Source organism: Polynucleobacter necessarius (assembly GCF_900095175.1).
GTDB classification, from domain to species: domain Bacteria; phylum Pseudomonadota; class Gammaproteobacteria; order Burkholderiales; family Burkholderiaceae; genus Polynucleobacter; species Polynucleobacter necessarius_I.
In genome coordinates this window covers 1,527,199-1,549,339 of record NZ_LT606946.1, presented here as the reverse complement: position 1 = coordinate 1,549,339, position 22,141 = coordinate 1,527,199, and the positions used below count along the sequence as shown (strand labels likewise).

Sequence of the window (22,141 nt, the reverse complement as noted above, 5' to 3'; positions counted from 1 at the left end):
AGGGGTGAAATCACTAACCATCCGCGATAGCGCTCAGGATGCTGCATTGATGTTTTTGCAGCTGGGGATTGGACATATCCCGGTGATGGACGGCAGTGAGGTGGTCAACATTCTCTCGGAGAGAGACTTGTTTGCGATGCAGAGGCTCTCGCTAAAGCATATCAGCATGGCAATTCGCTCAGCACCAGATTTAGCGAGCGTAGCCCTATGCGCAAAAGATATTCGACGTTTTGCTAAGAACCTGATTGGTCAAGGGGTTCAAGCTAAGCAACTGACCAGATTAATTAGCGATTTGAATGATCTAGTGTGTGACAGGTTGATTGAGTTGTATGCGCACCAGCACCACATTGATATGAAGAGCTTTGCTTGGATTGCCTTGGGTTCTGAGGGCCGCTCTGAGCAAACCATTGCCACTGATCAAGATAACGCCCCGGTATTTGCAGGAGAAGCAAGCGATGCTGTGCGGGACAAGTATCTTGCCTTTGCTCTGGATGTGAATAAGGCTTTAGATGTCTGCGGATATCCATTATGTAAAGGTAATGTGATGGCAAGCAATCCGAAGATCTGCTTAAGTGAGGCCGAGTGGAATCGTAAGTTTGCCCACTGGATTGACGAAGGTTCTGGTGAGAATTTATTGAACGCCAGTATTTACTTTGACTTTAGAAGGGTTGCCGGCAATCCCGACTTACTTCTCAAGATGAAAGAAATTATCCTGACTCATGCTCCTCGCAATCTGCGTTTCCTGAAGCAATTGGCAGACAATTCATTGCGCATGAAGGTGCCTATTACTTGGCACGGTGGTTTAGATACGATTAAGCTCGATGGCAAGCAGCGCATTGATTTGAAAAAACATGGCACCGCTATCTTGGTAGATGCTGCACGAATTTATGCTTTGGCGAACGCCATACCGGAAACCAATACCAGAGAGCGTCTCATAGCAGTAGGCCAGGCTTTAAAAGTTCCTGAGGCAGAGTACATGTCCTGGGTAACGGCATTTGAATATCTACAGATGCTGCGTTTATCGATTCAGATTGATGGTCATGAAATCGATGGCAATCCAAATGCCATTGAGCTCAATAGCTTAAACAATATTGATCGACGTATTTTGAAAGAATCCCTGAGCGTCACACGAAACTTTCAGCAGCGCCTCGAGCGCGCATTTGGTCAATAAAGATGAATATTGATTGGATTAAGGGTTTGTGGGGCGCGGCACCCATGGATCCTTGCCGTTGGGTTGTGCTGGACGTAGAAACAACCGGCTTAAATACCCGTAAAGCCAGCTTGATAGAGATTGCTGCAATCTGCATTCATTTGGATCCAGCAACCCAAACTCTAAAAATTGACCTGGCTGATAGCTTTGAGATTGTGCTTAAGCAGCAAGCCAGCAAAACATCCGATAAAGAAAATATTTTGCTGCATGGCATTGGGGTGCAGGCTCAAAAGGCGGGCATCGATCCAGCCACGGCACTACTCAAGTTTGAGGAATGGATTGGCAGCTCTCCATTGTTTGCATTTCATGCGGTATTTGATGAGGCGATGATTCAAAAAACTTTTAAGCAATTCTTGGGGCGAAAGCTAAAGAATGCCTGGATTGACATTGAGCCATTGGTGGCGAAGTGCCATCCTGAAGTAAAGGCTAAATATATGGATGACTGGATGCAGTTTTTAGGAATTGAGTGTGCAGTGCGTCATCAGGCTGCAGCCGATACCTTTGCTACTGCAGAAATCATGATGCAGATTTGGCCACTATTACGACAGCATGCCAGCTCAATTGAAGACATTGAGCAACTCGAGAAGCGTCTGCGCAAATTGCCTCGTCACTAGTAAACCCCGCGCAATCCCTGAAGGGCTGGGGTTTGACTCAATTAAGTGCTTGTTTCTTATAAGGAAATCAGGGGTTAATACCTAGCAATTTTTAGGGTTAATACTAGTTATTTCTTTTGCCAATACCCAGGATATTAGCGGTTAATGATAAATAGCTGCGTGTTTTGCGGTTATTGATCGGATAGGACTCTGGGGAAACCTGGAATTATGGTTATAACTAAAGCGATTCTCTGGAGGGAATATGCAACATTCTCATGACGCTCACGGCTACTGGAAAGCAACCCTGAGCTTATTGACTAAGATCCTGATTGTTTGGTTCCTAGTTTCTTTCGGCGCCGGCATTTTATTTGTTGAACAAATGAATGCGTTTTATCTTGGTGGATATCCACTTGGATTCTGGTTTGCTCAACAAGGTTCCTTAGTGATCTTTATCGCCTTAATTTGGTGGTACAAGGGCAGTATGGACAAGATTGACCGTCAGTTTGACGTTCACGAAGATTAACAGGAGATATTCATGGATTTACAAACAACTATATATATCGCTGTTGGTCTGAGCTTCTCGCTCTACATCGGCATTGCGATATGGGCCCGTGCTGGGCTAGCGAGTTCTACGTTGCCGGTGGCGACGTTAACCCTGTTATGAACGGTATGGCGACAGCTGCTGACTGGATGTCTGCTGCTTCTTTCATTTCGATGGCCGGCTTGATTTCCAATATGGGCTACGGCGGCGGTCTCTTCCTGATGGGTTGGACTGGCGGCTACGTTCTCTTGGCATTATTGCTTGCTCCATACCTGCGTAAGTTCGGTAAGTTCACAGTACCGCAGTTCATTGGCGATCGCTTCTACTCCAAGACGGCATCTACAGTGGCGGTTTTGTGCTTGCTCGTAGCTTCTTTAACTTACATTATTGGTCAGATGACTGGTGTGGGTATCGCATTTGCCCGCTTCCTTGAAGTTTCTAAGGAAACTGGTATTTATATCGGTATGGGTATCGTGTTTGCGTACGCTGTGTTCGGTGGTATGAAAGGTATTACTTATACCCAAGTAGCTCAGTATTGCGTATTGATCGTTGCTTACATCATTCCAGCTGTTTACATCTCTTTAGCATTGACTGGTGTTGCAATTCCACAGTTTGGTTTGGGTTCTAACTTGGTTGGCCAAGACGTATCTTTATTGGCACACCTTGATACTGTTGTAACTGAGCTTGGATTTGGTCAGTACACAACCACAACTGCCGGTAGCAAGCTCAATATGTTTGTGTACACACTCTCATTGATGATTGCTACTGCTGGTTTGCCACACGTGATCATGCGCTTCTTTACTGTGAAAACAGTTGCTGATGCACGTTCATCTGCTGGTTGGGCATTGATCTTTATTGTCGCCTTGTACACTACTGCCCCTGCTGTTGCAGCAATGACTAAGTACAACTTGATTGCTACAGTAAATACAGCTGTTGCAACTGGTGGTGATTTATATGCTGTTGAATCAAGCATCAAAGCTGACGCTCGTCCAGAATGGATGGCTCGTTGGGAAAAGACTGGCTTGTTGAAGTGGCAAGATAAAAATGGTGACGGTCGTGTTCAGTACTACAACGACAAAACCAAAAATCAAGCTGCTGCTGACAAAGCTGCTGCTGGTTGGAAAGGCAACGAGTTGACTGTGAATGCTGACATCATCGTGTTGGCTAACCCTGAAATTGCGATGTTGCCAAACTGGGTTATCGGTCTGGTTGCAGCGGGTGGTTTGGCTGCGGCGCTTTCTACAGCGGCTGGTTTGTTGATGGCGATTTCTGCTGCGATTTCTCATGACTTAGTGAAGAACGTATTTATGCCAGAGATTAGTGAGAAGGGTGAGTTGATGACTGGTAAGGTTGCAATGGCGGTATCCATCGTCGTGGCAGGTTATTTAGGCCTTAATCCACCAGGCTTCGCGGCGGGTACTGTGGCGTTAGCGTTCGGTATTGCTGCTAGCCCCTTGTTCCCTGCAATCATGATGGGTATCTTCTCTAAGAAGATGAATAAAGAAGGCGCTATTGCCGGTATGCTTGCTGGTCTTGGCATTACTTTGTTCTATGTGTTCGCGCACAAAGGTATCTTCTTCATCAAGGGTACCGAGTATCTTGGTCTCATTGGTGGTGCGAATAGCTTCTTTGGCATTACTCCAGAAGCCTTCGGTGCAGTTGGTGCCGGCGTGAACTTTATCGTAGCGTTCTTAGTTGATAAATTCACTGCAGAGCCACCAGCACACATCCAGGCAATGGTTGAAGCTGTACGTATTCCACGTGGTTCAAAAGCAGTAGATGGCGCACACTAATTAGAGTGCATGTCATTGTCGGTGCTAGTTCGCTAGTGCCGACTAATAAAAAAGGCCCCCGCAAGAGGGCCTTTTTTATTAGTCTAAAATGAATCGACTTAATTAAAGAGGTATTCAATGGTTTTTGATATCAGTACAGCCCTGACATGGATTTTATTTCTGGCCATGTTCCCTATTGCGTTTTACTGGTATCGCCGCGCCTGGAGGGTGCTGGTCAAGAAAGACTACTCAGAGGTAGCACTGAAGGGTGGCAAGTCACCTAAGAATCCTCAAAAATTTGCCCTTATCGTTGGCGCTCTCAATTTGCTTGGGGGCTTAATCATGACTTACGCTATTTTTGGCGTAGTCGTTTTAGGTTTGCCTTACGAAACTTGGTCAGCAATTGCTGGCTCAACCTTATGGATGAAGATTATTTTCGATTTTATTATTCGCCGCCATGTCCATATGGAGCCTTGGGGTAGAAAGAAGAGTTAAATCAATGCCCTGACGGGCATTTTTTATTTCTTCTTCCTATTCATTCCATATTTGTCTTTAAAGGCTTCCCTGCCGAGGATGACGTAATTCGAGATTGTGCTGAATACCAAGGCAAACACAATAGCGAAAAACAAGCTGATGTTTTCGTTGAAGTACAAAATAGTCATGGTGATGCCAACACCCAAGCTGGCAAGGATTGCAATACTGTTTTTACTGAGTTTTCCAGCCATATATCCTCCAAAATTATTCGGCAATTTTCCATTCGCCAGACTTACCACCACTCTTCTCGAGTAGCTTCACATCACCCATCACCATACCTCGGTCTACTGCTTTGCACATATCGTAGATGGTGAGAAGAGCGACTTGGACTGCGGTGAGGGCTTCCATTTCAACGCCTGTGGGCCCAGTGGTTTCAGCTCTCACTTGGCAGCCAATGCTGCTGGTTTCTAGGTTTAGGAGAAATTCCAGACTGACATGAGTCAAAGCCAAGGGGTGGCAAAGGGGAATCAGATCGGATGTCTTTTTAGATGCCTGAATACCTGCAATTCTGGCGATACCGAGAACGTCACCCTTTTTATGCGTTCCTTCCTCTACCATTTTGAAGGTGCTGGGTAACATCGAAATTTTGCCGCCAGCAAGGGCGATTCGGTGGGTATTGGGTTTGTTCCCCACATTAACCATATGGGCTTGGCCGGAGGCATCAAAATGAGTTAGTTTGTTCATGGGATAAGTTTTACCATATAGGGATGGAAGTCATAAGGACATCGCAAAAATCATCGCTAGTTAAGCGAATTTTGGCTGCTCAGCTCATTCTGAGCTTGGCTTGGCCAAGCGCTGGCTTTGTTTATGCCGCTGGTCCTGTGCCCTCCCCGATAACGGGGGATGTCTCGGTTCAGGGTGAGTCTGCAGCTTTGCAGAACCTAGGTAGAGCAGTTCAGTCGCCCGATGCCCGCTCTTCAAATCTACTCTCACGCAATACACCCCTAACTCAACCAAGCTTTGTGCTCCCAGATATGGGTGATCCGGGTGGCGATAGCTTAAGTCGTATGGATGAGAAAAAGTATGGCGAGATGATCATGCGCCAGATTCGTCCGGATCCAGATTATTCCAATGACTTGCCCATCTATGATTATTTAAATCAAATGGAGCGACGCTTATTGCAAGCTGCAAAACGTTTGCAATTGGGTGGGGCCAATGAGCAGGGCAGTGGCGCCTATAACTTTGAGGTATTCGCTGTTAAAGACAGCAGTATTAACGCGTTTGCATTGCCTGGTGGATTTATTGGTTTTCATACGGGCTTGTTGGTGAGTGCTGAAACAGATTCAGAAGTAGCCTCAGTAATGGGGCACGAGACTGGTCACGTTTTACAGCGCCATCTAGCGCGTCAGATGGACAAGCAGACCACCAACACGATGATTGCCCTTGCAGGTATTTTGTTGGGCGCCTTAGCCGCCTCACGTAATCCAGGCGCTGCTTCTGGTTTGATGCAGGGTGGTCAGGCGGTAGCAGTGAATAATCAACTCTCCTACTCGAGAGATGCTGAGCGCGAGGCTGATCGTATTGGCTTTCAGATTCTGACAGCAAGCGGTTACGACGTGAATGGTGCGCCAGGATTCTTCCAAAGATTGCAAAAAGCTACGGGCATTATGGATAGCGGTGTTCCATTCTATGTACGCACTCACCCATTAACCACTGATCGTATTGCGGATATGCAAGATCGTGCTCGTAATGTCGCAAGCCGAAATGTGCCTACTGCGGTGGAGTTTTATTTCATTAAGGCACGTGCTCGTATGGAGCAGTCTGGAAGTTCTAGTCAAATGTATGACTTAAAAAATACCTTTGATAGCTTGAGTAAGCAGTCTTCTCCAGGAAAGCAGATGGAAGGTTTTTATGGGCTAGCGCTTGTTGCTCAAAAGCAGGGTAAGTTTGAGCAGGCTGCGGGCTATTTGCAACAAGCACGCAATCTAGCCAATAGCGCAAGTGCGCCTGGATCTCCCATAATTCGACAGAGCCTATCTTTAGACATTACCGTCTCCGAATTAGCATTAGCTAGGGGTAAGGGTGATGAGGCCCTACAAATTGCTCAAGCGACTTTAAAGGCCTTCCCACAATCCTATGCTGCTGGCGCAGCGATGATGAATGCTTACCTGAAATTGGGTCGCGCTAACGATGCCATTGCCTGGTTAAAGGCACGCACTAGGTTGCAGCCCAATGAGGTAGTGTGGTGGACCATGCTATCGAATGCCTATGATCAGGCAAAGAATGTGCCGATGCGTCATTACGCTCTTGGGGAAAAGTATGCGCTAGAGGGTGCTTGGCCATCCGCCATTGAGCAACTCAAGATTGCTAGATCTTCTGGTGGCTCTGACTTTTATCAGGCTTCTAGTATTGATGCACGTCTGCGCGAAATGCAGAAGGAGTGCCAAGAAGAGCTGAAGGAGCAGGGCAAAAATATGCCTAGCTAATTAATTACTAGGCGCTTTAATGAAGTGAAAGCGCTCGCTCAGTTCTGCCGAATGAATGGGCTCGATCGGTAAATTTCTGCTATTCCACTGCCAAGAGCCTCTGAAGCTACAAGCATCTTCTTGAACTCGAGATTGTTCTGAAAAGAGCTCCAAATCATGATCATGCAATAGCGCAACCGATTTTGGCGAACGCGGTGCCATCAATTTGATCTGAGCTTGTTTGAGAAATCAATCCAGTGATGTAGATGTTGCCTTTTTCATCACTCAGAGCACTCTGCGGTTTTATTTCTGTAGTGCACTGGGTTATTAACTGAGGACCACTTTCAGTGGGAATGATTCTGGCAATCCATGGCGTAGCATCCAGTGTGATGAAAACCCGTTGTGGCCCATTCTGAAAAAAGTATCGACCTAATTCATCATGTGCATAATTTCTGCAGATAAACTCATTGAGGGCTACGTGCTGAATGACACTTCCAGCCAATTGATTGGCTTGGGCGAATTCATCACGCATACGCCATTGACCGCGACGATCCAAAGCTAGCCATCCAAAGCAGTGAGGAACATTAGGCCACTTAATGAGAGACCGGAGTACTTGCTCATCCATGAAGCGGCAATCTTTGAGCCATCACTAATTAGTGCAGCCCGTGTGGAGTAGATGGGGCATCAAAAGTATCTTCAGTTGAATGGCTTGCATGTAGGTGAGCAATGCGCCAGCCCTGACTATCCTGTAGTAAGACCAAAGCGATATTGAGGAAGAACTCAGCTTCAATTTGATCAGCGCGCAGATGCACGGCTTCAGTGGTGTCGTAGACTGCAGCACCTAAAACAGAATGGCTAATACAGGCAATCGGTTCTAAAAAGAGAGCTTGCTTTGCCAACAGACGCTCTAAACTCTCCCGAATTTCTGCATGCCCACTTAAGCGTTGTCCTTCTGGGAGCACGCAAGTAATTGAGTCGTCATCTAGCCAGATTGCCAAGGCACCTTTGACGTCACGATGCTTTAGGGCATCACGCCAGGCATCCACTATTTCATCGGCATTATGAAAAAGTCTGGCAAGTTTAGTCATGGCTTACTTTCTGGTGATGTGTATCGCGGCAAAATTAGTGGAATGATTGAATAGCGCCCAATACAGTCGTGGGTAGAATATCTTTTAAGCATTTGAGATGCCCTAGTGGGCACTCTCTCTTATGGCAGGGGCTACATGGCAAGTTAAGCCAAATGACTTTTGCCTTATCGGATAGCGGTGGCGTATGGTGTGGATCGCTTGAGCCAAAGATCGCAACTTGCGGAACTTTTAATGCTGCGCCGATATGCATTAAGCCAGAGTCGTTGCTGACCAGTGCCTTACTCATACCAATGAGTGCAATTGCCTCATCCAGTGAAGTCTCGCCACACCAGTTCTGAATCTGAGAAGTATTGGTCACTCGGGAAATAATTTCCTTACCCAATTCGTGATCACTCTTGCTGCCCAAGAGAATGACGTGCGCATTCGACTCATGGGCAATTAATTGCTCTGCGAGAGTGGCGAAGTGATCGGTGGGCCAACGTTTAGTGACACCGTACTCAGCGCCTGGACAAAACACATAGATTGATTTTTCATTCATTCCCGCTGTTTGCAACTTAGTGCTGACAGATTGTTTGGCTGCGGGTGAGATGTTGAGTTTGGGGTCTGCTGATCGATTGACATCAATCTCTTGTGATGGCTGTATTACATTGCTCAGTGCAAGGTAATGATTTGCCATCGGAGGGCGATTGGTCTTGCTGGGATTATCTAAAGCAAAATTGATGAGTCCAAAACGCATCTCTCCGCGATAAGCAATCCGTAGCGGAATATTAGCGAGCCAGGGAATTAAGGCAGACTTCAGGCTATTGGGAAGAACAAAGCAGGCATCGTATTGATTTAATTCCAGCTGTCTTGCCAGCTGCTTGCGTAGACCCCACTGCAATTGCTTATGCTCTAGGCGCGCTTTAATGACTTGATGAACTTCAGCGCAGACGCTATAGATGGGCGCAACCCAAGGGCTAGCTAAAACATCAATCTGCGACTGCGGGTAAATTGCTTTGAGATTCGCCAGCAGAGACTGGGACATTACGGCATCACCAATCCAGTTGGGGGCGATGATCAGAATACGATTCATATGAGGTATCCCGACACAGTACCCCGGAGCGGGGTGCTGATGGGCTTAGTGCCCGTGGGGTTCGGTGCCAGGAATGAGTTTGTACTCAGTGCCGCAATAAGGACACTTTGCCTCACCCGTTTTAGCAACATCCAGAAATACACGTGGATGTGAATTCCAGCTAGGGGTTTTATTGGTTGGGCAATGTAAAGGCAAATCAGTATTGCCATTCACCATCACAACTTGAGCTTCACTCATTCTCTGATTTCCTATTACTTGACGTAAGTTAACCAAGACTTGTACTTATCGCTTTTACCGTAGACCGCGTCAAAGTAGGTCTTCTGAATTTTCTCGGTAATCGGCCCGCGCTTACCGTCACCAATAGTGCGGTCATCTAATTCACGAATTGGAGTTACTTCTGCAGCGGTACCAGTAAAGAAGGCCTCATCAGCAGAGTAGATCTCATCACGGGTGATGCGTTTCTCACGCAATTTAAGGCCGAGATCTTTGACGATCTCAATAATGGAGTCACGAGTAATACCGTCTAAGCAAGAAGCTAGATCTGGGGTGTAAACGATCCCGTCACTCACCATAAAAACGTTTTCACCAGAACCTTCAGATACATAGCCTTCTGTATCCAGTAGCAGGGCCTCATCATAGCCATTAGCAGTTACTTCCTGGTTGGCCAAAATGGAGTTGATGTAGTAACCAGAGGCTTTGGCACGTACTAGTGAGGAGTTCACAAAGTGACGTGTAAATGAGGAGGTTTTAACGCGAATACCCTTGTTAATGCCATCTTCACCCAAATAAGCACCCGATTCCCAGGCGGCGATCGCGGTATGGATGCTGTTGCCTTTTGGAGAGATGCCGAGCTTTTGGGAGCCAATAAAGATAATTGGGCGGATATAGCAAGATTCCAGCTTATTGCTATTAACGACCTCAATAATGCCGCTGGTGATCTGCTCAGGGGTCCAAGGCATAGTCATTTGGAAAATCTTGGTTCCATTGAATAGGCGCTTAACGTGCTCTGGAAGGCGGAAAATGGCGGTGCCCTGGGGGTTTTTGTAGGCACGAATGCCTTCAAATACACCCATTCCGTAGTGGAGACTGTGGGTTAGCACATGAATATTGGCCTCACGCCAGGGAATGAGCTTCCCATCGGACCAAATAAAGCCATCGCGGTCGGACATCGACATTTTCTCTACCTTTTAAATATGTAATAAATAGGGTGATTCAATTCGGTAAAACTGGGTGCCACGCTGCTAGGGAGCCCCTAGGCCTGGAATACGTCTCAGCCTTTATTGTAGAGCAGGGAGCGTGGCGGGGCAGCCCAATTCCTTTGGGGTAGAAAGCCCAGACGATTTAGAATGGAGCATTCCCCTAAAATCACTAATTTTGCCCATTCTCATGCCGGAAACTCTCTTTAAAGTAAAACGTCTCAGTGATCTCGCTGCAGCAGGTCTGCTGAAGGGGAAGCGGGTACTAATCCGCGCCGATCTCAATGTGCCCCAGGATGATGTGGGCAACATCACAGAAGACACCCGGATTAGAGCCTCTATGCCAGCGGTGCAAATGTGCTTAGATGCTGGTGCGGCGGTCATGGTCACCTCACATTTAGGGCGCCCAACTGAGGGCGAATTCAAGCCCGAGGATAGTTTGGCTCCGGTAGCCGATCGAATTGCCACCCTCTTAAATCGTAAAGTTCCATTAATTAGCGATTGGGTTGATGGTGGTTTTGAAGTCAATCCAGGTGAATTAGTATTGCTTGAGAACTGTCGCCTCAATGTAGGCGAGAAAAAGAATAACGATGAGCTGGCTAAGAAGATTGCCGCTTTGTGCGATGTCTATGTCAATGACGCATTTGGTACTGCACATCGTGCCGAAGCAACTACTCATGGCGTAGCTAAGTTTGCGCCGGTTGCTTGTGCTGGCCCCTTAATGGCTGCAGAACTAGACGCCTTAAGTCGTGCCCTGGCAAGCCCGAAACGTCCATTGGTGGCGATTGTGGCTGGTTCTAAAGTATCTTCAAAACTGACCATTCTGAAAGCTTTGGCTGACAAGGTGGATGAGTTGATTGTAGGTGGCGGCATTGCAAATACCTTTATGTTGGCCAAAGGTCTGCCAATTGGCAAGTCATTGGCGGAACCAGATTTGGTTGATGAAGCACGAGAGATTATGGAGATTATGGAAAAGCGCGGTGCGCACGTTCCTATCCCTGAGGATGTCGTGGTTGCAAACGAACTCTCTCCATTGGCGCGCGCAAACCGTGTCCCTGCTGATCAAGTTGCAGAAGATGACATGATTTTGGATATTGGCCCTAAAACTGCTGCGCGTTTATCCATCATGTTGGCGCATGCTGGCACGATCGTTTGGAACGGCCCATTAGGTGTTTTTGAGATTGACCAGTTTGGCGGTGGCACCAAGATGTTGGCTGCAGCAATCGCCCATTCACCAGCATTTTCAATTGCTGGTGGCGGTGACACATTGGCTGCAATTGCGAAATACGGTATTGAAAATCAAGTGGATTACATCTCTACTGGCGGCGGCGCCTTCTTGGAATTTTTGGAAGGCAAAACCTTGCCAGCCTTTGCAGTACTGGCTGAAAGAGCGAAAGACTAACTATGTTGAGAGCAACAAAGATCATTGCCACATTAGGGCCTGCATCAGAAAAGCCAGAAGTATTGCGTGAGATGATTCGAGCGGGTGTGGATGTCGTGAGAATGAACTTTTCTCATGGCACTGTTGCTGACCATAAGGCGCGTCATGATTTGGTACGAAGCATTTCTGCGGAAGTAGGCAAGGAAGTTGGCATCGTGGCCGACCTTCAGGGGCCAAAAATTCGCGTGGGTAAATTTGTTGATACCAAAATTCTTTTAAAAGAAGGCGCGCAATTTATTCTGGATGTCGCATGTGAGCTAGGTAATCAAGAGCGCGTTGGTTTAGATTACAAAGAGTTGCCGCAAGATGTCAAACCGGGCGATCGCCTCTTGTTAAACGATGGCTTAGTTGTACTTCGCGTTGAGAGTGTTAAAGGTGGAGAAATCTTTACCCTCGTCAAGCAAGGTGGCCCACTCTCGAATAACAAAGGCATTAATCGTGCTGGTGGCGGTCTGACTGCACCAGCTCTGACAGAAAAAGATATCGCCGATTTAGATGCGGCGATCGCAATGGGCGTAGATTTTCTGGCAATCAGCTTTCCTAAAGATGGCGCAGATATGGCTTATGCCCGCAAGTTGGCAGATGCCGCTAGCGCAAAGTATGGTGTTGGCAAGGTGCGCACGATTGCAAAAGTAGAGCGTGCAGAGGCGATTCAGTTTGATGCATTAAATAGCATCATCGCGGAGAGTGACGGGATCATGGTTGCGCGTGGCGACTTGGCGATTGAAGTGGGTAACGCTGCTGTCCCTGCTTTGCAAAAGCGCATGATTAAGCTGGCACTTGAGGCTGACAAATTCACAATTACCGCTACACAAATGATGGAGTCCATGATTAATGCTCCAGTGCCTACACGTGCTGAAGTGAGTGACGTAGCTAATGCGGTATTGGACGGCACGGATGCAGTGATGTTGTCCGCAGAATCTGCTGCTGGCATGTATCCCGTGCAAACGATTAAAGCGATGGCTGAGATTTGCGTTGAGGCTGAAAAGTCAGACCGTGTAAAGCTAGATACCGATTTCTTGGACCAAACCTTCTCACGCATTGATCAAACAATTGCTTTGGGCGCGCTCTTTACGGCGCATCATCTCAATGCCAATGCAATTGCCGCTTTGACAGACTCAGGATCCACTGCGGTTTGGATGAGTCGTCACAATATTCATTTACCTATCTTTGCCTTAACTTCAAAGATTGCAACTCAGCGCGCCTTGAGTACTTACCGCAATGTATTCCCTATTGGCCTGGATTACACCAAGCAACGTGATACCGCTCTGCAAGAGGTAGAAGATTGTCTGAAGAAGTTAGGGGCAGTGAAGAAGGGCGATGTAGTGGTATTGACTTCAGGTGAGCCTATGGGCGAGCCTGGCGGCACGAACTCACTCAAGATTATTCAGGTGAAGTAATTCACCGTTTAAAACATTTATTCAAATTATTTATTACTAACATTTTTAATTAAGAGATCAACATGGCTTTAGTTTCTTTGCGACAACTCTTGGAGCACGCTGCTGAAAATGGCTATGGCTTACCAGCATTTAACGTGAATAATTTAGAGCAGGTTACGGCAATTATGGAGGCGGCTAATGAGGCTGATTCTCCAGTCATCATGCAAGCTTCTGCTGGTGCTCGTAAATATGCTGGTGAATCATTCTTACGCCATTTGATTTCTGCTGCGGTTGAGGCTTACCCGCATATTCCAGTTGTGATGCATCAAGATCATGGCCAAAGTCCTGCGGTTTGTATGGCTGCGATTAAGAGTGGCTTTACTAGCGTGATGATGGATGGCTCGCTAGAGGCTGATGGCAAGACGGTTGCCAGCTATGAATACAACGTCGATGTTTCTAGAGAGGTGGTGAAGTTCTCTCACTCCATTGGAGTTACGGTTGAAGCGGAATTGGGCGTTCTGGGTTCATTGGAGACAATGCAGGGCGACAAAGAAGATGGTCATGGTGCTGATGGCAAGATGACACGCGAGCAGTTGTTGACGGACGTTGAGCAAGCGGCAGATTTTGTAAAGGCTACGCAGTGCGATGCCTTAGCCATTGCGATTGGCACTAGTCATGGTGCCTATAAATTTACGAAGAAGCCTACTGGCGACATCTTAGCTATCGAGCGCATTAAAGAAATTCATACACGTATTCCGAATACACATTTAGTGATGCATGGTTCATCGAGCGTTCCACAGGAATTACTCGCTGAGATTCGTGAGTTTGGTGGGGATATGAAAGAGACTTATGGCGTGCCTGTTGAAGAAATTCAAGAGGGTATCAAGAACGGTGTTCGCAAAATTAATATTGATACCGATATTCGTTTGGCGATGACTGGCGCTATTCGTCGCTACATGTTCGAGAACCCAAGCAAGTTTGATCCACGTGATTATTTAAAGCCCGCACGTGAAGCCGCCAAGAAGGTTTGTATTGCACGCTTCAATGCTTTCGGCAGTGCAGGTCAAGCATCCAAAATTAAGCCAATTCCCCTGGAAAAAATGGCAGAGCTTTACAAGAGTGGCAAATTAGTCCAGATCGTGAAGTGAGATAAATATGCCAGCTTTGTACGCCACCTCCATTAAGTCTCTACCTTTGCTCTCCAAAGGAAAAGTGCGTGATGTATACGCGCTAGGTGATGACAAGCTACTCATGGTCACTACCGATCGCTTGTCTGCCTTTGACGTAGTCATGGGTCAGCCGATTCCTGAGAAGGGTATTGTGCTCAACCAAATGGCCAACTTTTGGTTTGACAAGTTAGCCAAGGTAATTCCGAACCACCTCACAGGTATTGATCCTGAGAGCGTTGTGCCTGCTGATGAAGTGGATCAAGTTAAAGGTCGTGCGGTAGTGGCTAAACGACTCAAGCCAATTTTGGTTGAAGCGGTAGTGCGTGGCTACCTAGCTGGTAGCGGTTGGAAAGACTACAAAGAAACTGGCAAGGTCTGCGGTATTCCATTGCCAGAAGGTTTGGAAAATGCGCAGAAGTTGCCAGAGCCTATTTTTACTCCTGCCGCTAAAGCAGAAGTGGGTGAGCATGATGAAAACATCTTCTTTGACAAGGTGATTGAGATGATTGGTGAGAAGTTGGCCAATCAGATTCGTGAGGTCAGCATTCGTTTATACAAAGAAGCTTCTGAATTTGCTGCGACTCGTGGAATCATCATTGCTGATACCAAGTTTGAGTTTGGTTTGGATGATGCTGGTCAGCTAGTCTTGATGGATGAAATCCTTACTGCCGACTCTTCCCGCTTTTGGCCTGCTGAAACCTACTATGTGGGCGCAAATCCACCTTCCTATGACAAGCAATTCGTTCGGGACTGGCTAGAAACGGCCATGGTCGACGGCAATCCTTGGCCAAAAACGGCCCCTGCGCCTGCTTTGCCGGCTGATGTGATTGATAAAACAGCAGAAAAATACCGCGAAGCCCTCGCTCGCTTAACTAAGGGCTAATTTCCTAGGAGCCCTAAAAAGGCTGGGATAATAAGGCCTTAGATAGATTAACGGTATAGATCAGGGCATTTGGAGAGGTCAATGAGCAAAAAGCCAGTAGTTGGAATAGTAATGGGATCCAATTCAGATTGGGACACCATGCAGCATGCCGCTCATATGCTGGAACAATTTGGTATTGCTCATGAAGCTAAAGTGGTTTCTGCTCATCGCATGCCTGACGATATGTTTGCGTATGCAGAAAATGCTTCTAAAAATGGACTAAAGGCAATTATTGCTGGAGCTGGTGGTGCTGCGCATTTGCCAGGCATGTTGGCGTCTAAAACAATCGTTCCAATCTACGGCGTTCCGGTTGCCAACAAATATTTACGTGGTGAAGACTCCCTGTACTCTATCGTTCAAATGCCTAAGGGCATTCCAGTGGCAACATTTGCGATTGGTGAGGCTGGGGCTGCAAATGCCGCTTTGCATGTGATTGCCAATTTGGCGGTCAATGATCCTGCTTTAGCAAAGCAGTTAGAAGAGTTCCGTGCGAAGCAGTCCGATACTGCGCGCGCCATGAATTTGCCGGGATATTAAAAGATGGCAGATCGTTTGGAGCCCATTTTGCCGGGCTCGCATTTAGGAATTTTAGGTGGCGGTCAATTGGGGCGGATGTTTACCCAGGCTGCTCAAGCTATGGGGTACAAGGTCTGCGTGCTGGATCCTGGATTGGATAGCCCTGCAGGTTCTATTGCAGAAAAATTCATTCAAGCTGATTACACTGACTCTGCAGCCCTAAAAGAGATGGCGGCACTATGTAAATCTGTTAGTACCGAATTTGAAAATGTTCCCGCCCAAGCTCTAGATGAGTTGGAGTCTTTAGGCGTCTTTGTGGCGCCTCGCAGTAGTTGCGTATCTTTGGCTCAAAACCGTGTTGCTGAAAAAAAATTCTTAGCAACCTGGAAAGCGGAAACCAATATTGGACCCGCTCCTTATTGCGTAGTCGAGCATGATGCAGATATTGAGTATGTGCCTGCGGATTTATTCCCCGGCATTCTGAAAACCGCGCGCATGGGTTACGACGGCAAGGGTCAAATTACTGTTTACGACTCTGCCAATCTAGTTGCTGCTTGGGCTGAATTGGGTAAGGTGCCGTATGTTCTTGAAAAGCGTATGGATTTAGATTTTGAGGTATCCGCTTTGGTGGTGCGTGGATATGATGATGCAGTGGTTGCATATCCAGTTTCTCAAAACATCCACCGTGATGGCATCTTGCACACCTCCACTGTGCCAGCACCATCGCTGAAGCCTGCTCAAGAGAAAAAAATTATTGAAGCTGCAAAAGCACTCATTCGTAAGATTGATTATGTAGGTGTTTTATGTGTCGAGTTCTTTGTTCTCAAGAGCGGTGACATCATCGCCAATGAAATTGCACCTCGTCCACATAATTCAGGCCACTACACTATGGATGCCTGTGTCAGCAGTCAGTTTGAGCAGCAAGTGAGAAGCATGGCTCGTCTCCCTTTGGGTGATACCCGTTTGCTAGCACCAGTCTCTATGCTTAATCTCTTGGGAGATCTTTGGTGCGAAGGTAGTGAAGATAAAACAAGAGAGCCTGCTTGGGATCAGGTGCTTTCGCATCCAGATGCCAAGTTGCATCTCTATGGAAAATCCGATCCGCGTATGGGTCGCAAGATGGGTCACATCAATTGTTTAGGTGAGTCGCTGAATCAAGCGCGCCAAAATTGCGCAGCTGTTGCGCTTGAATTAGGGATCGAGCCCTAGAAATGTCTAGCGATAGTAGCTCACTGCAATCATCTGCAATAATTAATGAAGCAGTACAAACATTACGAGATGGTGGCTTAGTTGCCTTTCCGACTGAGACTGTTTATGGCTTGGGGGCGGATGCGAAAAACCCCGATGCCATCAAACGGATTTTTACGGCTAAAGGCAGACCTTCTAATCACTCGCTCATTGTCCACTTGGCAGCCCCTGATAAGTTTGACCAGGTTCAGGTTGATTGGGTACCGGTTCTAGCGCCCTGGGTAAGAGACTTATCAGAAGATGCATTAAAACTCATCAATGCATTTTGGCCAGGCCCGCTGACCTTGGTCTTTAAAAAGGATAAAAGCGTTTTAAACGAGCTTACCGGCGGTCAAGATACCGTGGCGATTCGAGCGCCTGCGCACCCGATTGCACAAGAATTGCTGCGTAAGTTTAAGGGCGGGGTGGTTGCTCCTTCGGCTAATCGTTTTGGAAAAGTTTCACCCACTAGTGCAGCTGATGTGCGTAGCGAGTTTGAAGGCATGTTGGAACTCATGATTTTGGATGGCGGTGACTGCGAAGTCGGTATTGAATCGACCATTATTGATTTGTCTTCTGGCGATCATCCAGTCTTATTGCGCCCAGGCCTCATTACTCCAGGAGAAATTCTTGCCAAGACGGGTATTAAAGTCTATTTGCCTGGTGAAGATGATTCGGTGAAGCAGGGTGGAGATGTACCAAGGGTCTCTGGTAGCCTTCGCGCCCATTACGCCCCGACAACCCCTCTCAGAATGTATGCCCCTGGCAGAGTCTTGGATGCGCTCAGCGAGTTCCCGGATATTAAATCGCGCGTAGCGGTTGCGGTATGGGATTCAGAATCTTCATTAGGCGTTGATGGACACCCATCAGCACATTTTGAGGAAGTACTCGTGCCTAGTGATAGCGCTGCATTTGCGAGTCGCTTATATCGGTTCCTGCGAGATTTAGATCAGCAGGGCTGGGATCTGATTTTGTTTCCGGAGCCACCAGCAGGCGAGGAGTGGGATGGGGTCAGAGACCGACTTCAGCGCGCTTGTTTTGGCTCTGGACCATCATCCAGTAGCCACGCCAATAGTTGATCGTGCGCCTCTAAACCTTTCCCAGCATTGGGATGGTTGATGAATGAGCTTACCGCATACATCTTCCCAGACTTACTCATCACATAGCCTGATATTGCCCGTACATCAGCCAGTGATCCTGTTTTAATTCGGGCCTCAGGTTTTTTCTTTAAATGCAGAAATTTCCGTAAATGCCCCATGAGGCGATGGCGCATAGTGCCATCTGTCCCTGCAATGGGTAGGCTGTTATAAAAAGTATCTGCTACCGACAAGTTGCGGGCTGCAACCAATAGTTGAGTCAAATGCTCGGCTGATACTGCCTCATTACGAGATAGGCCGGAGCCATTTTCAATCACGAGTTCTGGAAACTGAAGATCCAATCCCTTTAGCCAACTCTGAATCACAAGCTCACCATTTTCAGTAGTCGCTGGTTTACCCATCTTCTCTAACGCTAAGGTCAACATCAATTGCCTTGCCATCACATTGTTGGAAAACTTATTGATATCTTGTACATCATCAGCTAAAGGGATACCTACAAACTGTAGCAGCAGTCGTGCCGCTAAGGGAACGGCGCCAGACTTTCCAGTGGGTGCTTGGGCCCAAGTGCCGCCGGCCAGCTCCCAGGATGCAGCAAAGCCCTGGGTAAGAAAGGTATTAGCATTTAGAGCCACAACGTTGTAATTCACCCCCTTGCAGGCATCGGGAAAGTTACCTGCAAACTGCGCAGTGAGAGCTTGGTTAGTGCTTGTGCCATCACCCTCAGGTTCTAAGTTAAAACGAAGATTACTTTTCCAGCCATCGCATGATTGATTAACCAATTGCATTTGGTTAATCACTTTGAGTTGGGAAAGTGGCGGTGTATAGCTAATATCAATAAAGTCTGCAGTGCGTGATTTACCTAGTTGAAACGAGAGGGTTCTAAATGCGTACAGTAGGGGATCTGGTGGGACGTTATAGGCGCGCAAAGATTCGCCATCGATCGTGTTGTGCTCCATTACGCTGGGAACATAGGCACTTCTATCAAAGAATAAGTTGCCATCAATTTTCTGGATACCTAAATTTTGTATGGCCTTCATCATTTTGGCGAATTCTTCAGGTATTAGCTTAGGATCGCCTGTGCCTTGCAAATAGAGATTACCTTTAAGAGTTCCTTTGCGAATCAGTCCATCCGTATAGATGTTTGTGCGCCAACTGTATTGCGGGCCTAATACATCCAATCCGGCGAGGGTGGTGATGAGCTTCATGGTGGACGCAGGGTTCATTGCCTCTTGAGAGCGCCAGTCCAATTCTGTTTTTGCTGTCACTTTTCCTGGCCGTGTTTGATCGATTTCCATTACGGATATGCTGATCGCATCTTTAGGAATCTGACTTTTCTCCAGGCTAGCTGCTACAGCCTTGAGGATGTATTTGAGAGCAGTCTCTTGCGAGACTAAGTCGGCAGAGTGCGCCTGAGGGATCAAGACCAGAATGGCTAGACCAGCCAAAAGGAGGCCGCTTGAGCTAGGGCTGAGGTTGAAGAAATCTGGGTACGCATTCCCCATAGGATAAACCTTGATACTCAGCGAGTTACAACAGCCGCAAATTAATGCCGATATCTTTTCTTATAAGTCTCGATAGTTCGGTTTTGTTCTTCGAGAAGGGCGATGAATCGCTTTATGCGATCTGAAAGCAGTCCGTCAATTTCAAGTGATTCACAGGTGTGGATAAATTCAGTGGCCTGTAGCAGTTGTGCCCCGCCTTTGACTTTATGAACCAGGCTTCGAAACTGCGCCTCGTTAATGGGGGATTGAGTGCTATTGAATTTAAGCTGACCCAAAGCCTCTAGATGTACCTTTTTAATTTCTTCCAGAATCACGATGATTTGGTGAGGATCATCTTTAATGATATTGGAGAAGGCGTCAAATGAATAGAGCTCATGACTGCTGATGGGATCTAGTTTAGATTCAAAATAGCGCATGAGTTCATTTTCAAGAGCACTCAAACTCAATGGTTTGATAAGAACACCATTCATGCCAGAGGATAAAAATTGATGGCGTGAGTCTAAAGCGTAAATATCAGCCGTGACGCCAATGATGACTAAGTTACTATTACCCAGAGATCGGATTTGTTTAGCCAATTCAGAGCCTTGCATGCCGGGCATAGACTGATCTGTGAGCATGAGATCAAAATGATGGTCTTTCAACAACATGAGTGCAGCGGCAGCATTCTCACAAACACTAGTGTGTATTCCCAATACTTCTAATTGCAGTGACAAAATTTGTCGACTGGCAGGATGATCTTCCACTACTAAGGCTTGAATGGGGCAGTTTTTCCGCCCCACCCTTTTTGAGATCAAGTTTTTGGATGACGTTTCCAATGAATCGAAGCTAGTGGGCTGGGGAGCGGCAATACTCATTCTAGGAAGGGCCACCGAAAAGTGAACATTGCTTCCAAATCCCGGAGCGCTTTCAAAATAGAGGTGACTATTCATGGAGCCCACCAGATGGTTGGTGATGGTAAGTCCAAGTCCTGTACCCCTATCTTGTTCTGATTGGTAAGACTCCTGCGTAGCCGGTAATTGCTCAAAAGCTTGCGGAGCCAGTTTAATTTGCTCGCTGCCCATGCCCACCCCGGTGTCTATCACTCTGAACTCGAGCAATTGGCCAGCATGATCATCTGCGAGCACGGTCGTAGAAAAGTACACCTCGCCCTCATTGGTGAACTTAATGGCATTACTGAGTAAGTTTTGCAGAACTTGTCGTAGACGCAAGGAATCTATCATCAGTACTTCGGCGATTCTGGGGTCAATCGAGGTATGCAGTAGTAGATTTTGTTTCTGAGCCACAGTGGAAAACGCCGCATGAATATCCATAATCAATTGATGTGGGTTGCATGGCTCTAGATTGAGGGTGAGTTTGCCAGCTTCAATCTTTGAAAGATCCAATACTTGATTGAGCATTCCTAAAAGCGATTCAGCTGAAGCTTGAGCACTCTTTAATAGTGATTTATCTTTTTTAGGAAATTGCGCATTACTGAGTAGTAGCTCTTGCACGCCTAGAATGGCGTTCATGGGGGTGCGAATTTCGTGACTCATGGTTGCGAGAAAAGCGGATTTGGCTGCATTGGCCTTTTCAGCCAATTCCTTGGAGTGCAACAACTCAAGAGCAGTTTTTTCTGATGAAAATACTTTTTTTGGAGCTGATAGAGCATCACCCCACCAACAATGAATACCAGGATAGCGCTCAGCCAGGGTAGTAGGTTTGATTTTGGCTTGGGCTCATCACCTAAGGCAAAGAGCTGGCGTGAGGCAATGGGATCTAGGTCATTTAAAAAGTGGCTCAATACATCATGCAGGGGAGCATCTTGATCTGAGATTAACCAGCGATAGGCAAATGGATCTCGACTGTATAGCCCATCAATTTTTAGATCTGAATTATGGGTTTCTTGTATCAATCGACGCGCTAAGCGGATTGGCATCACCAATGCCTCGATATCACTTTTGATCAGGGATTGCATCAAGTCATCGGGTGACTGAGTCTCTTTATCTTTGGCATAGTCATTAAAGATGGAGGGCGTATTCTCAAGGCCTCGATCAAAGTAGGCAATTTTTAGACTCGGAGAATCTAGCTTGCTTGAGTTCTTGGTAACAACAGCGTCATGCCCCCAAAAGATGGCTTCAGATAAGGAGCCAAATTGCAGAACATGATCATTAATGCTGGGTGGATCGATGATGAAATCCACATCGCCTTTGCTAAGTTGTTTTAAACCTTCGTGATCCGATTTTCTCCATACCGCTACATATTGCTGGCGAGTGCATTCTTCAATTTTTGATATTAGGGCTTTAAATGGAGCTGCATTTTCTTGCTGATTTGCTTGGTTAAGGTAGGGGGCATATTTTTCGTGAATGCTAAATCTCACAACTGGGTGGGCATCGATCCATGATTGCTCTGCAGCGTTAAATGGGCCAGCATATGTCAGGCCCACATAAACAGAGCAGAGTATGAATACTTTTTTCAAAATGAATCGATGCATACCGTCT

The 22,141-nt window shown here is 46.8% G+C and carries 23 protein-coding genes; 13 read left to right on the top strand and 10 right to left on the bottom strand.

The features are described 5' to 3' along the window. Window positions 1–4 precede the first annotated feature (4 nt). The 5 genes from DXE44_RS08030 (at window position 5) to DXE44_RS08010 (ending at window position 4,611) form a co-directional block, all read left to right on the top strand. Window positions 5–1,171, top strand: coding sequence for a DUF294 nucleotidyltransferase-like domain-containing protein (locus DXE44_RS08030; protein ID WP_114653975.1), 1,167 nt, complete (start codon window positions 5–7; stop codon window positions 1,169–1,171). A 2-nt stretch (window positions 1,172–1,173) separates the two neighbouring features. Next, a complete protein-coding gene (locus tag DXE44_RS08025) occupies window positions 1,174–1,824 on the top strand; it encodes a 3'-5' exonuclease (protein WP_114653974.1) in 651 nt (216 codons plus the stop codon). Window positions 1,825–2,065: 241 nt separating this feature from the next. Then, on the top strand, window positions 2,066–2,326 hold the full coding sequence (locus DXE44_RS08020) for a DUF4212 domain-containing protein (RefSeq protein WP_114653973.1): 261 nt from the start codon (window positions 2,066–2,068) through the stop codon (window positions 2,324–2,326). Window positions 2,327–2,406: 80 nt separating this feature from the next. Beyond that, on the top strand, window positions 2,407–4,137 hold the full coding sequence (locus DXE44_RS08015; protein ID WP_231970626.1) for a sodium:solute symporter family protein: 1,731 nt from the start codon (window positions 2,407–2,409) through the stop codon (window positions 4,135–4,137). Window positions 4,138–4,254: 117 nt separating this feature from the next. Continuing rightward, a complete protein-coding gene (locus tag DXE44_RS08010; RefSeq protein ID WP_114653972.1) occupies window positions 4,255–4,611 on the top strand; it encodes a hypothetical protein in 357 nt (118 codons plus the stop codon). Between the two features lie 23 nt (window positions 4,612–4,634). Here DXE44_RS08010 and DXE44_RS08005 read toward each other — a convergent pair whose 3' ends face one another. Beyond that, complete coding sequence (locus DXE44_RS08005) at window positions 4,635–4,841, bottom strand: hypothetical protein (RefSeq protein ID WP_114653971.1); 207 nt, start codon at window positions 4,839–4,841, stop codon at window positions 4,635–4,637. Window positions 4,842–4,854: 13 nt separating this feature from the next. Next, complete coding sequence (gene moaC, locus DXE44_RS08000) at window positions 4,855–5,334, bottom strand: cyclic pyranopterin monophosphate synthase MoaC (RefSeq protein WP_114653970.1); 480 nt, start codon at window positions 5,332–5,334, stop codon at window positions 4,855–4,857. 71 nt (window positions 5,335–5,405) lie between these two features. Between moaC and DXE44_RS07995 the strand changes: the two genes are divergently transcribed. Next, window positions 5,406–7,076: a M48 family metalloprotease gene (locus DXE44_RS07995; protein WP_231970625.1), complete on the top strand. Its 1,671-nt coding sequence runs from the start codon at window positions 5,406–5,408 to the stop codon at window positions 7,074–7,076. 160 nt (window positions 7,077–7,236) lie between these two features. Here DXE44_RS07995 and DXE44_RS07990 read toward each other — a convergent pair whose 3' ends face one another. Genes DXE44_RS07990 through DXE44_RS07970 form a run of 5 tightly spaced genes read right to left on the bottom strand, consistent with a single transcriptional unit; the run spans window position 7,237 to window position 10,390 of the window. Then, on the bottom strand, window positions 7,237–7,680 hold the full coding sequence (locus DXE44_RS07990; protein ID WP_231970624.1) for a DUF2946 family protein: 444 nt from the start codon (window positions 7,678–7,680) through the stop codon (window positions 7,237–7,239). Window positions 7,681–7,708: 28 nt separating this feature from the next. After that, window positions 7,709–8,143 carry a YybH family protein gene (locus DXE44_RS07985; protein ID WP_114653968.1) on the bottom strand — a complete coding sequence of 145 codons (435 nt, stop codon included), beginning with the start codon at window positions 8,141–8,143 and terminating at the stop codon, window positions 7,709–7,711. A 34-nt stretch (window positions 8,144–8,177) separates the two neighbouring features. Continuing rightward, window positions 8,178–9,215 (bottom strand): lipopolysaccharide heptosyltransferase II, encoded by a 1,038-nt coding sequence (gene waaF / locus DXE44_RS07980; RefSeq protein WP_114653967.1) that lies wholly within the window; start codon window positions 9,213–9,215, stop codon window positions 8,178–8,180. 45 nt (window positions 9,216–9,260) lie between these two features. After that, a complete protein-coding gene (locus DXE44_RS07975) occupies window positions 9,261–9,452 on the bottom strand; it encodes a zinc-finger domain-containing protein (protein ID WP_015421968.1) in 192 nt (63 codons plus the stop codon). A gap of 14 nt (window positions 9,453–9,466) precedes the next feature. Next, window positions 9,467–10,390, bottom strand: coding sequence for a branched-chain amino acid transaminase (locus DXE44_RS07970; protein ID WP_114653966.1), 924 nt, complete (start codon window positions 10,388–10,390; stop codon window positions 9,467–9,469). 211 nt (window positions 10,391–10,601) lie between these two features. On the opposite strand from DXE44_RS07970, the gene DXE44_RS07965 reads away from it, so the two are divergent. From DXE44_RS07965 to DXE44_RS07935, 7 genes are all read left to right on the top strand, one after another. Then, on the top strand, window positions 10,602–11,813 hold the full coding sequence (locus DXE44_RS07965; RefSeq protein ID WP_114654403.1) for a phosphoglycerate kinase: 1,212 nt from the start codon (window positions 10,602–10,604) through the stop codon (window positions 11,811–11,813). 2 nt (window positions 11,814–11,815) lie between these two features. Continuing rightward, a complete protein-coding gene (gene pyk / locus DXE44_RS07960; protein ID WP_114653965.1) occupies window positions 11,816–13,252 on the top strand; it encodes a pyruvate kinase in 1,437 nt (478 codons plus the stop codon). 62 nt (window positions 13,253–13,314) lie between these two features. Beyond that, window positions 13,315–14,379, top strand: coding sequence for a class II fructose-bisphosphate aldolase (gene fba, locus DXE44_RS07955; protein WP_114653964.1), 1,065 nt, complete (start codon window positions 13,315–13,317; stop codon window positions 14,377–14,379). A gap of 7 nt (window positions 14,380–14,386) precedes the next feature. Then, entirely contained in the window at window positions 14,387–15,283 is an 897-nt protein-coding gene (locus tag DXE44_RS07950; RefSeq protein WP_114653963.1) for a phosphoribosylaminoimidazolesuccinocarboxamide synthase, read from the top strand. Window positions 15,284–15,364: 81 nt separating this feature from the next. Beyond that, complete coding sequence (gene purE, locus DXE44_RS07945) at window positions 15,365–15,859, top strand: 5-(carboxyamino)imidazole ribonucleotide mutase (RefSeq protein WP_114653962.1); 495 nt, start codon at window positions 15,365–15,367, stop codon at window positions 15,857–15,859. Window positions 15,860–15,862: 3 nt separating this feature from the next. Continuing rightward, complete coding sequence (locus tag DXE44_RS07940) at window positions 15,863–17,047, top strand: 5-(carboxyamino)imidazole ribonucleotide synthase (RefSeq protein WP_114653961.1); 1,185 nt, start codon at window positions 15,863–15,865, stop codon at window positions 17,045–17,047. A gap of 2 nt (window positions 17,048–17,049) precedes the next feature. Then, complete coding sequence (locus DXE44_RS07935) at window positions 17,050–18,144, top strand: L-threonylcarbamoyladenylate synthase (protein WP_114653960.1); 1,095 nt, start codon at window positions 17,050–17,052, stop codon at window positions 18,142–18,144. On the opposite strand, the gene dacB is transcribed toward DXE44_RS07935, so the two are convergent. From dacB to DXE44_RS10395, 3 genes are read right to left on the bottom strand one after another with little or no spacing between them, the layout of a single operon-like run. Beyond that, window positions 18,090–19,664: a D-alanyl-D-alanine carboxypeptidase/D-alanyl-D-alanine endopeptidase gene (dacB, locus tag DXE44_RS07930; protein WP_114653959.1), complete on the bottom strand. Its 1,575-nt coding sequence runs from the start codon at window positions 19,662–19,664 to the stop codon at window positions 18,090–18,092. The two genes, DXE44_RS07935 and dacB, sit on opposite strands and share 55 nt — an antisense overlap. A 41-nt stretch (window positions 19,665–19,705) precedes the next feature. Beyond that, entirely contained in the window at window positions 19,706–21,172 is a 1,467-nt protein-coding gene (locus tag DXE44_RS10400; protein ID WP_231970623.1) for a response regulator, read from the bottom strand. A 20-nt stretch (window positions 21,173–21,192) separates the two neighbouring features. Continuing rightward, on the bottom strand, window positions 21,193–22,134 hold the full coding sequence (locus DXE44_RS10395) for a type 2 periplasmic-binding domain-containing protein (protein WP_197712868.1): 942 nt from the start codon (window positions 22,132–22,134) through the stop codon (window positions 21,193–21,195). Between the last annotated feature and the right edge of the window lie 7 nt (window positions 22,135–22,141).

Coding starts and splice junctions, on each gene's coding strand:
- DXE44_RS08020 (WP_114653973.1), top strand. CDS start 2,066: ATGCAACATTCTCATGACGCTCACGGCTACTGGAAAGCAACCCTGAGC.
- DXE44_RS07990 (WP_231970624.1), bottom strand. CDS start 7,680: ATGGATGAGCAAGTACTCCGGTCTCTCATTAAGTGGCCTAATGTTCCT.
- dacB (WP_114653959.1), bottom strand. CDS start 19,664: ATGGGGAATGCGTACCCAGATTTCTTCAACCTCAGCCCTAGCTCAAGC.
- pyk (WP_114653965.1), top strand. CDS start 11,816: ATGTTGAGAGCAACAAAGATCATTGCCACATTAGGGCCTGCATCAGAA.
- DXE44_RS07935 (WP_114653960.1), top strand. CDS start 17,050: ATGTCTAGCGATAGTAGCTCACTGCAATCATCTGCAATAATTAATGAA.
- DXE44_RS07965 (WP_114654403.1), top strand. CDS start 10,602: ATGCCGGAAACTCTCTTTAAAGTAAAACGTCTCAGTGATCTCGCTGCA.
- DXE44_RS07950 (WP_114653963.1), top strand. CDS start 14,387: ATGCCAGCTTTGTACGCCACCTCCATTAAGTCTCTACCTTTGCTCTCC.
- DXE44_RS10400 (WP_231970623.1), bottom strand. CDS start 21,172: ATGAACGCCATTCTAGGCGTGCAAGAGCTACTACTCAGTAATGCGCAA.
- fba (WP_114653964.1), top strand. CDS start 13,315: ATGGCTTTAGTTTCTTTGCGACAACTCTTGGAGCACGCTGCTGAAAAT.
- DXE44_RS07985 (WP_114653968.1), bottom strand. CDS start 8,143: ATGACTAAACTTGCCAGACTTTTTCATAATGCCGATGAAATAGTGGAT.
- waaF (WP_114653967.1), bottom strand. CDS start 9,215: ATGAATCGTATTCTGATCATCGCCCCCAACTGGATTGGTGATGCCGTA.
- DXE44_RS07975 (WP_015421968.1), bottom strand. CDS start 9,452: ATGAGTGAAGCTCAAGTTGTGATGGTGAATGGCAATACTGATTTGCCT.
- DXE44_RS10395 (WP_197712868.1), bottom strand. CDS start 22,134: ATGCATCGATTCATTTTGAAAAAAGTATTCATACTCTGCTCTGTTTAT.
- moaC (WP_114653970.1), bottom strand. CDS start 5,334: ATGAACAAACTAACTCATTTTGATGCCTCCGGCCAAGCCCATATGGTT.
- purE (WP_114653962.1), top strand. CDS start 15,365: ATGAGCAAAAAGCCAGTAGTTGGAATAGTAATGGGATCCAATTCAGAT.
- DXE44_RS08025 (WP_114653974.1), top strand. CDS start 1,174: ATGAATATTGATTGGATTAAGGGTTTGTGGGGCGCGGCACCCATGGAT.
- DXE44_RS07970 (WP_114653966.1), bottom strand. CDS start 10,390: ATGTCGATGTCCGACCGCGATGGCTTTATTTGGTCCGATGGGAAGCTC.
- DXE44_RS08015 (WP_231970626.1), top strand. CDS start 2,407: ATGGGCCCGTGCTGGGCTAGCGAGTTCTACGTTGCCGGTGGCGACGTT.
- DXE44_RS07940 (WP_114653961.1), top strand. CDS start 15,863: ATGGCAGATCGTTTGGAGCCCATTTTGCCGGGCTCGCATTTAGGAATT.
- DXE44_RS08005 (WP_114653971.1), bottom strand. CDS start 4,841: ATGGCTGGAAAACTCAGTAAAAACAGTATTGCAATCCTTGCCAGCTTG.
- DXE44_RS08010 (WP_114653972.1), top strand. CDS start 4,255: ATGGTTTTTGATATCAGTACAGCCCTGACATGGATTTTATTTCTGGCC.